Origin of the sequence: Candidatus Effluviviaceae Genus V sp. (assembly GCA_014728125.1) — a bacterium.
In the GTDB taxonomy this organism is placed as follows: domain Bacteria; phylum Joyebacterota; class Joyebacteria; order Joyebacterales; family Joyebacteraceae; genus WJMD01.
This window is the reverse complement of the sequence record WJMD01000153.1, coordinates 1-12740: the sequence shown is the minus strand read 5'-3', so window position 1 is coordinate 12740 and position 12740 is coordinate 1. Positions and strand designations below refer to the sequence as shown.

Here is a 12740-nt window from a genome sequence, read left to right as displayed (position 1 = left end):
TTGCTCGTCTCTGTGCCGAGTTCGGCGTACTTCTCGGCGCCGTTCCTGATGATCCACGGCACGTTGGCGTAGGTCTCGACGTTGTTGTTGTTCGTCGGTCTGCCCCAGAGACCCTTCACCGAGGGATACGGCGGTCTGAGATGCGGCATGCCGCGCTTGCCTTCGATGGAGGCGATGAGCGCCGTCTCCTCGCCGCAGACGAAGGCGCCCGCTCCCTCCTTGATATGAAGCGTCAGGTTGAAGCCGGAACCGAGGATGTCCTCCCCGAGAAAGCCGCGCTCGGTCGCCTGCTGGATGGCTATCCTCAGCCGCTTGACGGCGAGCGGGTACTCCGCCCTCACGTAGAAGTAGCCCTCGTCGGCGCCGACGGCGTAGGCGCAGATGGCGAGTCCCTCGAGCACGGCGTGCGGGTCGCCCTCGAGGATGCTCCGGTCCATGAAGGCGCCGGGATCGCCCTCGTCCGCGTTGACGATGACGTACTTCTTGCCCTCCGGCTGCTTCTTCGTCAGCTCCCACTTGACGCCGGTAGGAAAGCCGGCCCCACCGCGCCCCCGCAGTCCGGAGGCCTTCATGACCTCGATGACCTCTTCCGGAGCCATCCCGGTCACGACCTTCTTCAGGGCCTCGTATCCGCCGACCTCGATGTACTCGTCGATCGACTCCGGGTCGATGACCCCGGCGTTCCTGAGCACAAGGCGAACCTGCGGCGCGTAGTACGACTCGTCCGGGAGCTCCCTGTCCTCCGCTCGAACGAGGAACTCCTCGACGGGATCGCCGCCGACGATGTGGTCCTCGATGACGCGCGCGACCGCGTCGTGCTTGATGCCCCCGTAGGTGACCCTGGGCCGCCCGGGGAGCTCCACGTCGACGATCGGCTCGTTGTAGCACATGCCGACGCAGCCGGTCCGCCTGAGCGCCACGTCGAGTCCGCGCTTCTCGATCTCCTCCCGGAAGGTCTCCATGACCCGTCCCGCACCGGCCGCGATCCCGCAGCTCGAGAGACCGACCGTTACCGTGGGGCGTCGAGTCCTCTCGCTCATCCGTTGCCTCCCCCGCCTGCCTCACTGCTGTCGATGCCGTGCTCGCGGACGATCTGGACGATGTCGCGCGCCTCGTCCGGCGTCAGGCGGCCGAACGTCCTGTCCTCTATCATCATGACCGGAGCCAGACTGCAGCATCCGAGACACGCGACCGATTCCAGCGTGAACTCACCGTCGTCGGTGGTTCCGCCGTCCTCGACCCCGAGCTCGTCCATCAGCGCCTCGGTGATCGCCCCCGCCCCCTGCACGTGACAGGCCGTCCCGTGACAGACCTTGATCACGTATCTGCCGACCGGCTTCAGTCGGAACTGCGAGTAGAAGCTCGCCACCCCGAAGACCTGTGCCGCGGGCACACCGGCGCGCTCACCGATCCGCTCGAGCACCTCCTTCGGAAGCCACCCGATCTCGTCCTGTACCTTCTGGAGCATCGGGATCAGAACGCCGGGGGCGCTCCCGCAGCGCTTCGCCACCTCGTCGACGGTGGCCAGGTGCTGCGTGTTCGCCGCTCCGGAGACTGTCTCCTTCGTCATCACCCCCGCCTTTCAGGCTGTTGTCCCTCTCAGACGATCGCTCGCTCGCAGTCGCCGAAGAAGACGGACGACTCGTACTCCACGCGTTCGGGCGAGTCCGAGGCGTGCACGGCGTTCTGCGTCAGACTGCTGCCGAACCGTGCGCGGATCGTCCCGGGCGCGGCCTTCGCCGGGTCGGTCGCGCCGACGACCTCGCGGAGCTTCCTGACGGCGTCGTCTCGCTCGAGCATGACGCCGACGGTCATGTCCGAGGTGATGAATCGGACGAGATCCTCGAAGAACGGCTTGCCGACGTGGACGTCGTAGAACCGCTCGGCCTCGGCCGCGTTCATCTTCCGCGAGGCCAGCCCGACGATCCTGAACCCGGCCTCCTCGACCGCCGCCAGAATGAGCCCCGTCTTGGCCTCGCCGACCGCTCGAGGCTTCACCATGAGAAACGTCCTCTCCATGTGGTCGACTCCCTATCTCGCTTCCCTCGCTGCGTTCCGCCCGACGTCGAGCGCCTTCTCATTGATCTCCTCGGTACCCGACGGCACGCGGTCGAGCACGGCGTCGCGCATGCTCTCCCAGCCGACGACGCCCGTGAGCTCGGCGATGGCGCCGAGGGCGATGACGTTCGCGAAGAGCCTGCGCCCGCACTCCTCGATCGCCAGTTCGGTCAGCGGGATCGCGACCGCCCCCGGCCTGTCGATCGAGTCCACGAGACTCGAGTCGTAGACCATGATACCGTCCTCCTTGAGCGAGGAGGCGTACTCCTTCAGGGCCGCGGGCGTCATGACCAGGAGCACGTCGACGGTCGTGGCCTTCGGATAGTCGATCTCGCCGTCCGAGATGACGACGTCGCTCTTGCTCTTCCCTCCGCGCGCCTCGGGGCCGTAGCTCTGCGTCTGCACGACGTTCCGGCCCTCGCGGACGGCGGCCTCCGCCAGGAGCTTCCCGGCGAGCATCAGCCCCTGCCCGCCGGACCCCGACAGCCTGATCTCGGTCCTGGTCCTTGCCTCGGTCACGTCTCTCACCCTCTCCGACTTGTCACGGAACACCGTACTGAGGTCTGCACGAGCCCCACCGGTCCGCTCAGACCTTGAGCCGATCGGCCATGCGGTCGTACGACTCCAGGAGCTTCTTGACGCCGGCGATCGCCGACGGCGTCTCGGTCAGCTTCTCCCCGAGCTGGTCGTAGACGTCGATGAACTCGGGAAGCTCCTTCCGGCGGATGATACCCCGCGTGAACCTGTCCTCGAGTTCCTCCTCGGACATCTCCTCGGCGCGCGCCACCGGCACCGCGTTCTCCTTCATCCAGCGCAGCATGTCGACAGGGGACGCGAAACTGTTCATGCGACCGTAGCTGGTGTGACAGTTCGCGATGACCTCCACCACGGAGAACCCGTTGTGCTCGATGGCCTGTCGAATGAGCTTCTCGAGCTCGCGGACGTGATAGACCGACGTCCTGGCGACGAACGAGGCCCCGGCGCCGACCGCGAGCTTCGCGCAGTCGAATTCGTGCTCGGGGTTGCCGTACGGCGCCGTCGTGCCGCGCTTCCCGTGCGGAGTCGTCGGAGAGTACTGTCCCCCGGTCATCCCGTAGATGCAGTTGTTCGCGACGATGGCGGTCATGTTGATGTTCCGCCGGCACGAGTGGATGAAGTGGTTCCCGCCGATCGCCAGCGCGTCGCCGTCTCCCATCGCCGTGATGACGTTGAGCCTCGGGTTCGCGAGCTTGAGCCCGGTGGCGAACGCGAGGGCGCGGCCGTGCGTCGTGTGCAGTGTGTTGAAGTCGACGTAGGCCGGCATCCGGCCGGTGCAGCCGATGCCCGAGACCATGGCCACGTCGTTCTTGTCGAGAGCGAGGCTGTGGATGGCACGCACCATGGCGCTCATGATGATGCCGAGCCCGCATCCGGGGCACCACACGGTCGGGAGCTTCTTCGCGGGTCTCAGGTACTCGCGCGCGGTCTCGATCTCCCGACTCATCGCCCCACCTCCTTCCGCACGAAGTCCGATATCTGGTCGGGGACGAACAGGTGACCGTCGACCCGACCGAAACGCTTGACGGGAACCTCGTCGCACATGGCGCGTTCGACCTCGAGGACGTACTGTCCGAGGTTCATCTCGGGCACCACGATGAGCTTCAGCTGGTTCAGAAGCTCTCTGAGCCGCTTCTTCGAGAACGGCCAGATCGTCTTGACACGCATGAGCCCCGCCTTGATGCCCTCGTCGCGGAGGGTCCGCACCGACGCCTTGGCGACCCGGGCCGTCGAGCCGTACGCGAAGAGAAGCACGTCGGCGTCGTCGGTCATGTACTCCTCGTACCGCGCGAGGCTGTCGGCTCGGCTCTCGATCTTGTCGACGATGTGATGGATCTTGTGGTTCACCTCGTCGGAGACCATCGTGGGGAAACCGCGCTTGTCGTGGGTGAGCCCGGTGACGTGGAACCTGTACTCCCCGCCGTACGGTGAGAGGGGTGCGATGATCTCTCCGCACTCGTCGAACGGACAGTAGTCTCCGAGACCTGTGAGGGGTTCCTTCCGCATGTCGAGGCCGAACGTGCCCGCCTGAGGGAACGTGACGCTCTCTCTCATGTGGCCGATGACCTCGTCCATCAGGAGCAGGACCGGCGTCCGGTAGAGCTCCGCCAGGTTGAGGCAGTCGACGGTCATGGTGAAGCACTCCCGGACGCTCGACGGCGCGAGCGCGATGACGGCATGGTCGCCGTGCGTGCCCCACCGGGCCTGCATGATGTCGCCCTGGGCGGGCTGGGTCGGAAGCCCCGTCGATGGTCCGGCCCGCTGCACGTTGATGACGACGCACGGCACCTCGGCGAGACAGGCGAAGCCGACGTGCTCCTGCATGAGCGAGAAACCCGGGCCGCTCGTCGCGGTCATCGAACGGGCCCCCGCGAGCGACGCACCGATGACGGCAGCCATCGATGCGATCTCGTCCTCCATCTGGATGAACCGTCCCCCGACGAGCGGGAGCGTCCGCGACATGATCTCGGCGACCTCCGAGGACGGCGTGATCGGATAGCCAGCGAAAAAATCGAGACCTCCGGCGAGCGCTCCGATCGCGGCGGCCTCGTTCCCCTGCAGGACCTGGGTGTACGGCGTCTGGTTCTTCATGTTGGAACCTCAACCCCCCGGGCGTTCGCAGTACCTAGGTGTCGTCCGACGTCCCGCTCTTACCGGCGCGCTCCTTATGGACCGTGATCGCCATGTCAGGACACAGCATCTCACATAGATAGCACGCGATGCACGCGTCCGGATTCTCGACGACGGGCCTGCCGCTCGGATCGCACGACAGGACGCCCTTCGGGCACATCTCATAGCAGATGCCGCAGTTCTTGCACCAGTCCTCGTGGATGTAGATCTCGGAACCCGGATGCTCGCTCTGCGAAGGATAGCGCCACGCGCGCTTCTGCTTCTTCTGCTGTTCCCTGCTCGCTTCCTTGCTCATGCTCACCCCCGAAGCGACCCAGACAAGAGCTCAGGGATCTCACTCGGACGCTCGGCGACAGGCACGCCGGCCGCCTTCAGCGCCTCCATCTTCTCCTCAGCCGTTCCCTTGCCGCCCGCGATGATCGCGCCGGCGTGTCCCATGCGTTTCCCGGGCGGAGCCGTCCGCCCGGCGATGAACGACACGACCGGCTTGTCGAGCTCGCGCTCGATCCAGGCGGCCGCCTCCTCCTCGTCCGTTCCGCCGATCTCGCCGATCAACACGATGCCCTCGGTCTCGGGATCGCGCGCGAACGCCTCGAGCGTGTCGATGAAGTTCGTCCCGATGATCGGGTCTCCGCCGATGCCGATGACCGTCGACTGTCCGAGTCCGTGCCTCCGGAGTCCGTCGACGACCTCGTAGGTCAGCGTCCCGCTTCTCGAGACGACGCCGATGGGACCTCTCTCGTGGATGGGACCGGGCATGATGCCGAGCTTGCACTTGCCGGGACTGATGAGCCCGGGACAGTTCGGACCGACGAGCCTTGTCCCTGTCTCGTGAAGCCGGGCGTACATCCGGGCGGCGTCGAGCGTGGGCACGCCCTCCGTGATGGCGACGACGAGTTCGATACCGGCCTCGCCCGCCTCGACAACGGCGTCGGCCGCGAACCGCGCCGGCACGAAGACGATCGACGCATCGGCACCGGTCTTCTCGACCGCCTCCCTCACGGTATCGAACACCGGCACGTCCTCGACCGATTGTCCGCCCTTCCCCGGAGTCACACCGGCGACGACGTTCGTTCCGTAGTCGAGCATGCCGCGCGCGTGGAAGCCGCCGTCGCGGCCGGTGATGCCCTGAACGCAGACCCGGGTCTTCTCGTCTATGTAGATGCTCACGCGGCCCTCCCCGCCATCTCGACGACCTTCTGGACGGCGTCGTCCATCGTCGCGGCCGTCACGAGGTCGTGCTCGGAGAGAAGCTCCCTTGCCTCCTCCTCGTTCGTGCCGGTCAGACGAACGACCACACCGAGGTCGAGCGGCCGCCGCTCGAAGGCCTCGATGAGGCCGCGGGCGACGTCGTCACACCGGGTTATGCCGCCGAAGATGTTGATCAGGATCGCCTTGACGCCGGGGTCGCTCGAGATGATGTCGAGCGCGGTGACGACCTTCTCCGGTGTCGAACTGCCGCCGATGTCGAGGAAGTTGGCAGGCTCACCGCCGAAGTGCTTGATGACGTCCATCGTCGTCATGGCGAGCCCCGCGCCGTTCACGAGACAGCCCACGGTGCCGTCGAGTTTGACGTAGGAGAGTCCCGCCTCGCGCGCCCTGCGGGTCTCATCGGTCTCGAGCGAGGGATCCCGCATCGCGGCGATGTCCTCGTGACGGAAGAGCGCGTTGTCATCGATGAGCATCTTGGCGTCGACCGCCGAGACGTCTCCGTCGGGCGTCACGACGAGCGGGTTGATCTCCGCGAGTGAGGCGTCGCTCTCGTTGAAGGCCGTCCAGAGCTTGAAGATGACGTCCCCGATCCTCCGCGCCACGTCGGGCCGGGGATCAACGGCGCCGCCGAGCGCGGCGGCCTCCTCTCTGGAGAGCCCGTCCTGGGGGTCGACCGGGTGCCTGTGGATCTTCTCCGGGGTCGCGGAGGCGACCTCCTCGATGTCGACGCCTCCGGCCGAGCTGACCATGAAGACCGGACGCTTCGATGCCCGGTCGATGACGACGCCGATGTAGATCTCGTCGGCGATGTCGACGGCCTCGTAGACGATGACCTTCCCGACGGTCAGCCCCTTGATGTCCATGCCGAGGATGTCGGCCGCCGACCGCTCGGCCTCGTCGGGGTCGGCCGCGAACTTGACGCCCCCGGCCTTTCCCCTTCCTCCTACGTGGACCTGGGCCTTGACGATGATCGGCGCGCCCGTCCGCTCCGCGAAAGCCCGCGCCTGTGAGGGGGAGTCCACGACCTCGAACGGCGGCATCGGGACCTCGTAGCGGGAGAGGATCTCCTTCGCCTGGTACTCGTGGATCTTCACAGGTCTCCTCCCGGGTACCGTTCGCGCGCCGACGAGCTCGGGCCCGCGGGACGGTTCCCCGCCGGTTCGACTAGATGAGATCGCCCAGCACATCCTCGAGCGTCGGCTCGCCCTGAACGTCCAGCTCGTAGAGCACCCGGACGCTGGGCTTGTTGATGTCGATGACGCGCCTCAGGTCGATCGGCGTACCGATGATGACGTAGTCGCACTCGACGGCGTTCACGGTCTTCTCGAGATCGGCGACCTGTTCGTCCGAGTAGCCGGCCGCGGGGAGGAGCGTCCCGATGCCGGGGTAGGTCTCGTACATCTCCTTGATCTTGCCGACGGCGTGCTCGCGCGCATCGACCAGCTCGGCGCCGGCCGACTCGGCGGCGACCGTGCCGGCCCCGTACTTCATGCCGCCGTGGGTCAGTGTCGGACCGTCCTCGACGACGAGGACCTTCTTACCCTTGAGGTCGACGCTCTCCTCGAACGTGACGGGCGAGTTCGCGTGCACGATGCGAGCGTTCGGGTTGACCGATGCGATGTTGGCCTCGAGCTTCTCGATGTCGTCCCGCTTCGCCGTCCCCTCCTTGTTGATGATGACGACGTCCGCCATGCGGAGGTTCTGCTCGCCCGGGTAGTAGGTCAGCTCGTGCCCGACGCGATGGGGGTCGGCCACGACGACGTAGAGGTCGGCGGCGTAGAACGAAGCGTCGTTGTTGCCTCCGTCCCACAGGATGACGTCGGCCTCCTTCTCCGCCTCCTCGAGAATGCGCTCGTAGTCGACGCCGGCGTAGACGACATTCCCGCGCGCGATGTGCGGTTCGTACTCCTCCATCTCTTCGATGGTGCACTCGTGCTTCTTGAGATCGTCGTACTCCGCGAAGCGCTGCCAGATCTGCTTCGCGAGGTCACCGTACGGCATGGGGTGCCTGATGGCGACGACCTTCTTGCCGGCCGCCATGAGCGTCTCGGCGATCTTCCTGGTCGTCTGGCTCTTGCCGCATCCGGTCCGGGTCGCGCAGACGGCGACGACCGGCTTCTTCGAGGTGATCATCGTCTCCTCGGCGCCGAGCAGCAGGAAGTTCGGTCCGAGCGCGTTCACGAGCGACGCCTTGTGCATGACGTACTCGTGCGGCACGTCGCTGTAGGCGAAGACGACATCGTCGACCGAGAACTCGGCGATGATCTCCGGGAGATCGTCCTCGTGGCGGATCGGTATGCCCTGGGGATAGAGCGAGCCTGCGAGTTCCGGAGGATACGCACGACCCGAGATGTCCGGGATCTGGGTCGCCGTGAAGGCGACGACCTCGAACTCCTCACGATCCCTGTAGACGAGGTTGAAGTTGTGGAAGTCCCTTCCTGCGGCGCCCATGATCACCACGCGTCGTCGCTGCATCCGTCCTCCCTGGCGAACTCCTCCGTGAGACGGCGCGACTCGAAGGCGCCGCCGGTGAACCGCCCGGACGACCGTGAGCGGTCCGTCGTCCGGGCCAAGCGTGCGAGAATCCCCCGGCGAGACGCGTGGATGCGCCGTCCCTGCGGGGGATTCCTCGAATCAAAGAGGCCGAGCCAGATCACAAGGTGAATTCTGAATCAGCCACGGGGTCCATGGTACTCGAAACGCCCTCTTCTGTCCACCCGAAAGCCCCGAAAAACAGCCGTTTTCCTCTGGAAGAGGGCGTGCGCTCTTAGGCTTCAGCGGCTCCCCCCCAGACACCCCCGTCCGCGTTCGAGGATGGTGGCGATGATCGATCGTGTCGACCGGCCGGGCACGGGAGCGAGCGCGACCACCTGCCCACCCCGCGACTCCACGACGTCCGCGCCGACGATCGTGTCGCGCGTGTAGCCGGCGCCCTTGACGAGAACATCCGGCTGAAGGGCTTCGATCACCTCGAGCGGCGTCGGTTCGTCGAAGAGGACAACGTAGTCAACGACCGAGAGGGCATCCAGAACATGCGCCCGGTCCTCCTCGGGCACGATCGGGCGGCACGGCCCCTTGAGTTCGCCGACCGACCGGTCGGTGTTGAGGCCGACGACGAGCACATCGCCCAGAGCCTTCGCGCGGGAGAGATAGTCGACGTGTCCCCGGTGCAGGATGTCGAAGCACCCGTTCGTGAAGACGATCCGCCTGCCCGCGTCCCGGTGCCCGCGGCAGGCCTCCACCAGTTCCTGACGCTCGACGACGGCCACGTCAGCTCTCCCCGAGATGCTCGTCGAACGAGGCCGTGATCTCGTCCGGCGTCACCGACGCCGTCCCGATCTCCCGGATGACGATGCCGGCGGCGTGGTTCGCGATCTCTGCGGCCTCGACCATGCTCGCACCGGCGCCCAGCGCCGCGCCGAGCACGCTCACCACCGTGTCTCCCGCACCGGTCACGTCGTAGACCTCCCGGGCGACGGTCGGAAGATGGACGTGCTCACCTCCCCTGATGAACAGGCTCATCCCCTCGTCGCCGCGGGTCACGACGACGCAGTCGGCTTCGAGTTCCTCCGAGAGCTTCCATCCGACCGCAGACAGCGTCTCCGCGTCGACGATACGGACGCCGGCGGCGATGCCGGCCTCTCGCTGATTCGGCGTGATCGCCGAGACGCCCCTGTAATGAGGGAAGTGGGACTCCTTGGGGTCGACACAGATGGTCAGACCGAGTTCGCGGGCTCTGGCGATTCCCGCGGGAAGGGTCTCATCGGTGAGGACGCCCTTCCCGTAGTCGGAGACGACCAGCACATCGCACCGCTCCAGCGCCGCCCTCAGCGCCTCGAGGATCCTCCCGGACGCCGGTTCGCCGACCGGGCCGATCGACTCGCGGTCGGCCCGCACGACCTGCTGGTTGCGGGCTATGATCCGGGTCTTCGTCGTCGTCATCCGTTCGTCGAGACGCACGACTCCCGACGTGTCGACCCCTCGTCCCTCGAGCAGGTCGACGAGCTCGCGGCCGGGCGCGTCGTCCCCGGCGACCGCGACGATCCGTGCGGGGCACCCGAGGGCCGCCACGTTCTCGGCCACGTTCGCGGCACCCCCGAAGCGGACCGACTCACGCTCCACCTCGACCACCGGAACGGGGGCCTCCGGCGAGATCCTGCTGACGTCCCCCCAGATGTACCGGTCGAGCATCATGTCCCCGAAGACGGCCACCCGCACACGGGGGAGGCCATCGAGGATCTCGGAGAGCCGCTCACGCGACAACCCGGACATGCTGCGTCCTCCTTGCACTCATTCTCGGGCGACGATCCGACACCGGACACCGGATGCTAGACGACCGCACCCCGGCAGTCAAGCCCGCCGGGGTCGCCGTCAGAAGAAAAGCGGCCGACCCGTGCAGGGCCGGCCGCCTCGGTTCGTGCGGTTGCCGTGGTCGATCACGAATCCGTCAGCTTGACGGGTTCGATGGCGCGCCTCCGCCGCGGCTTCCTCTTCGGATGCTTCGGAACCATGAGATCGGGATAGGCATTGTGGAGCGCCTGGATCGACGACCCGTTGAAGCAACCCGTCAACATGCCGCCGAGCCCGTGCTCGCGGAAGAGGTGATAGGTCACGTCCTGGAAGACGCGCTCCCTCGGGACCTTCAGCACCTCCTCGCACAGCCAGCGGGTCGCCCGCCGCGCGTTCGCGAGCCCCTGCTCACCCTGCCAGAAGTTCTTCGGGACGTTCCTGAACTCCCAGGGATGGAAGCGCCCCGGATAGGCGTTCTCGATGGCCCGGAAGAACGAGCCCTTGAAACAGACGGAGAGCATCCCGCGGAGGTTGTGCTTTCCGAAGGTCGTCGCTGAGATGTTCTTCGGAATATCGCAGACCGGGCAGCTCTCGACCTCCTCGATCATCCAGCGCGTGGCCTCGGCGGCCAGCCTGTAGCGGTCGGGGCCCTGCCACATGCCCTTGACGTTGAACTGCCACTTGTGGAATCGGCCGGGATAGGCGTTGTCGATCGCCCGATACGGCGACCAATCGAAACAGCTCCCGAGCATCCAGGTCAGCCCGTTCTCGTAGAAGAGCTTCTTGTGGATCGTCTTGGGGATCGCTTCGACGGGGACGCCCAGCTTGTCCTCAAGAAGGTAGCGCGTGATGACCGCGGCCCGCCGTCTCCCCTCCTTGCCGTGGAAGAAGTTGTTCGGGAAACGCCGACGCCGTTTCGAACAGACGTCCTCGTAGATCTGGATGGCCCGGTCGCGCTCAAGCTGAGGCGCCTGAGAGCCGGTATCCAGCTTCTTCAGTTCCGTAACCATAGCCCCTCCAGTCTACAGTCCGGACAACTGGCAAAGCTGTGAGTCATTGGTGAAGTGTTGCCCAGTCACACAGGTTACACTCTGTGTCAATCACGCTCATCCCACATTATCACTCCCCCCGAAACCTGTCAAGTGCAATGTCCGTCAAAGCGTACAACGGCGGCTTTGGGCGCCGGGACTTGTGCTGCGGCTCGCACGGGCCGCACAAGACGGTCACCCTGAGTAAGACTCGCTATCGAGCAGGGAATCGACTGAGGAGCGCTTGCCGGGCCTCCGGTCGGGACGGGCGGACTCGGCGTCCCAGAGAACCCCCGCCGTCGATCCGACGCTCCCCCGACGCCGCGCTGTCGTGCCGGGAGGCGGGGCACCTCGTCCGCCGCTGAGCCCCGCCTCCGTCGCGACATGAGGCGGGCCCGCACCGGGCGTGAATGCTCGTTCGAGTACCGACATGCGACGGCGAAGCGGAGGACCAGGATGGCATGACGCTTGCTAGCGCGGCCGGGAAAAATGGCTTGACATCCCAACGGCACCTCCTTATCTTTGCCCCAACCTTGGACCCGTTGTGGTGGCAACCCCACCCCGGCGCGTCGCTTATGCGAGCCTTGGCACATCGTCACATCGCCTGTGCGGGGCTGAGCGAAGGAGGACGATGCCCGAGAAGCAGCAGCAGAAGAAGATCAACATCGAGCTTCGACCTGAGGAGGCGGAGGGCATCTACGCGAACTTCGCCGTGATCACTCACTCGCCCGCCGAGTTCGTGATCGACTTCATCCGCGTCCTCCCCGGCGCCCAGAAGAGTCGGGTCCACGCGCGGATCGTGATGGCTCCGCAGAACGTCAAGTCGTTCGTGCGGGCCCTCGAGGAGAACGTCAAGAAGTTCGAGGCCCAGCACGGCGAGATCAAGGCCGCGGGCAAGGACGACGAGACACGACAGATCGGCTTCCAGTAGCCGAGATGAACGAATATGAACGGCCATCCGGGAATGGCTTCCGGGGCCGGACGAGAGACAGGCATGACGGATCTTTGGTGGGCCAGAGGGTTCGGAGGGCCCTCAGGAACCAGAGGGAGGTGAATGACCGAAGAGAACCTGTCAGTCCTGATTGAAGGAGTGCGGTTCGAGTAAGGATGCTATTGACTGGAGCTGAGCACAAGGAGGCTCGGAATATGAGACGCGGAATTCTGACCGTTCTGACCATGGCGCTGCTCATCGTCTTTGCGACGAGCGCCAGCGCGTACGACTGGCTCTACACGGGCGACACGGCGATGACGCACGACGCCGGCGCCTTCGGCTTCAAGGCCGGCATCTACTACCTGATGGCCGACTCGTCCTACGACCAGGACGGCGAGAAGCAGGACTGGCCCGAGGACACGTCGTGGACCGCGATGTGGATCCCGGTCAACCTGTTCTACAGCCCGATGGACCAGCTGGAGCTCGGCGTCAACGCCAAGTTCGCCATGAAGAAGTATGAGTACCCGGCGATGGAGCGTGAGACCGAGGAGGCC

General features: G+C 65.9%; 15 protein-coding genes. 2 read left to right on the top strand and 13 right to left on the bottom strand.

From position 1 onward, the window contains the following. From GF405_09440 to GF405_09380, 13 genes are all read right to left on the bottom strand, one after another. Positions 1 to 1040, bottom strand: a 1040-nt coding sequence (locus GF405_09440) for an NADH-quinone oxidoreductase subunit F (GenBank protein ID MBD3368374.1), incomplete at its 3' end; no start/stop codon positions are given. Further along, complete coding sequence (nuoE, locus tag GF405_09435; GenBank protein MBD3368373.1) at positions 1037 to 1570, bottom strand: NADH-quinone oxidoreductase subunit NuoE; 534 nt, start codon at positions 1568 to 1570, stop codon at positions 1037 to 1039. The genes GF405_09440 and nuoE, both read right to left, overlap by 4 nt. 29 nt (positions 1571 to 1599) lie before the next feature. After that, positions 1600 to 2019, bottom strand: a complete 420-nt coding sequence (locus GF405_09430) for a nucleoside-diphosphate kinase (GenBank protein MBD3368372.1) — start codon at positions 2017 to 2019, stop codon at positions 1600 to 1602. A 12-nt stretch (positions 2020 to 2031) separates the two neighbouring features. Further along, entirely contained in the window at positions 2032 to 2517 is a 486-nt protein-coding gene (locus tag GF405_09425; GenBank protein MBD3368371.1) for a 2-oxoacid:ferredoxin oxidoreductase subunit gamma, read from the bottom strand. Between the two features lie 127 nt (positions 2518 to 2644). Then, a complete protein-coding gene (locus GF405_09420; protein ID MBD3368370.1) occupies positions 2645 to 3541 on the bottom strand; it encodes a 2-oxoacid:ferredoxin oxidoreductase subunit beta in 897 nt (298 codons plus the stop codon). After that, positions 3538 to 4686, bottom strand: coding sequence for a 2-oxoacid:acceptor oxidoreductase subunit alpha (locus tag GF405_09415; GenBank protein ID MBD3368369.1), 1149 nt, complete (start codon positions 4684 to 4686; stop codon positions 3538 to 3540). Before GF405_09415 ends, GF405_09420 begins: the two co-directional genes overlap by 4 nt. 34 nt (positions 4687 to 4720) lie before the next feature. Further along, entirely contained in the window at positions 4721 to 5020 is a 300-nt protein-coding gene (locus tag GF405_09410; GenBank protein MBD3368368.1) for a 4Fe-4S ferredoxin, read from the bottom strand. Between the two features lie 2 nt (positions 5021 to 5022). Further along, complete coding sequence (gene sucD, locus GF405_09405; GenBank protein MBD3368367.1) at positions 5023 to 5895, bottom strand: succinate--CoA ligase subunit alpha; 873 nt, start codon at positions 5893 to 5895, stop codon at positions 5023 to 5025. After that, on the bottom strand, positions 5892 to 7031 hold the full coding sequence (gene sucC, locus GF405_09400; GenBank protein MBD3368366.1) for an ADP-forming succinate--CoA ligase subunit beta: 1140 nt from the start codon (positions 7029 to 7031) through the stop codon (positions 5892 to 5894). Before sucC ends, sucD begins: the two co-directional genes overlap by 4 nt. A 70-nt stretch (positions 7032 to 7101) precedes the next feature. Beyond that, positions 7102 to 8412, bottom strand: a complete 1311-nt coding sequence (locus GF405_09395; GenBank protein ID MBD3368365.1) for a GTPase — start codon at positions 8410 to 8412, stop codon at positions 7102 to 7104. A 299-nt stretch (positions 8413 to 8711) separates the two neighbouring features. Continuing rightward, positions 8712 to 9206 (bottom strand): D-glycero-beta-D-manno-heptose 1-phosphate adenylyltransferase, encoded by a 495-nt coding sequence (gene rfaE2, locus GF405_09390; GenBank protein MBD3368364.1) that lies wholly within the window; start codon positions 9204 to 9206, stop codon positions 8712 to 8714. A 1-nt stretch (position 9207) separates the two neighbouring features. Beyond that, complete coding sequence (gene rfaE1 / locus GF405_09385; protein ID MBD3368363.1) at positions 9208 to 10209, bottom strand: D-glycero-beta-D-manno-heptose-7-phosphate kinase; 1002 nt, start codon at positions 10207 to 10209, stop codon at positions 9208 to 9210. A gap of 164 nt (positions 10210 to 10373) precedes the next feature. Continuing rightward, positions 10374 to 11237, bottom strand: coding sequence for a hypothetical protein (locus tag GF405_09380; GenBank protein ID MBD3368362.1), 864 nt, complete (start codon positions 11235 to 11237; stop codon positions 10374 to 10376). 649 nt (positions 11238 to 11886) lie between these two features. On the opposite strand from GF405_09380, the gene GF405_09375 reads away from it, so the two are divergent. Together GF405_09375 and GF405_09370 are read left to right on the top strand one after the other, a co-directional pair. Then, the gene (locus GF405_09375; protein ID MBD3368361.1) at positions 11887 to 12186 is read left to right on the top strand and encodes a DUF3467 domain-containing protein; all 300 of its coding nucleotides are present in this window, start codon (positions 11887 to 11889) and stop codon (positions 12184 to 12186) included. 215 nt (positions 12187 to 12401) lie between these two features. After that, on the top strand, positions 12402 to 12740 hold a 339-nt coding region (locus tag GF405_09370), incomplete at its 3' end, for a hypothetical protein (protein MBD3368360.1).

Excerpts from the sequence above, each read along its gene's own strand:
- GF405_09395 (MBD3368365.1), bottom strand. The coding sequence starts at position 8,412 with ATGCAGCGACGACGCGTGGTGATCATGGGCGCCGCAGGAAGGGACTTC.
- GF405_09420 (MBD3368370.1), bottom strand. The coding sequence starts at position 3,541 with ATGAGTCGGGAGATCGAGACCGCGCGCGAGTACCTGAGACCCGCGAAG.
- GF405_09410 (MBD3368368.1), bottom strand. The coding sequence starts at position 5,020 with ATGAGCAAGGAAGCGAGCAGGGAACAGCAGAAGAAGCAGAAGCGCGCG.
- GF405_09425 (MBD3368371.1), bottom strand. The coding sequence starts at position 2,517 with ATGCTCGCCGGGAAGCTCCTGGCGGAGGCCGCCGTCCGCGAGGGCCGG.
- GF405_09430 (MBD3368372.1), bottom strand. The coding sequence starts at position 2,019 with ATGGAGAGGACGTTTCTCATGGTGAAGCCTCGAGCGGTCGGCGAGGCC.
- nuoE (MBD3368373.1), bottom strand. The coding sequence starts at position 1,570 with ATGACGAAGGAGACAGTCTCCGGAGCGGCGAACACGCAGCACCTGGCC.
- rfaE1 (MBD3368363.1), bottom strand. The coding sequence starts at position 10,209 with ATGTCCGGGTTGTCGCGTGAGCGGCTCTCCGAGATCCTCGATGGCCTC.
- GF405_09380 (MBD3368362.1), bottom strand. The coding sequence starts at position 11,237 with ATGGTTACGGAACTGAAGAAGCTGGATACCGGCTCTCAGGCGCCTCAG.
- GF405_09375 (MBD3368361.1), top strand. The coding sequence starts at position 11,887 with ATGCCCGAGAAGCAGCAGCAGAAGAAGATCAACATCGAGCTTCGACCT.
- GF405_09415 (MBD3368369.1), bottom strand. The coding sequence starts at position 4,686 with ATGAAGAACCAGACGCCGTACACCCAGGTCCTGCAGGGGAACGAGGCC.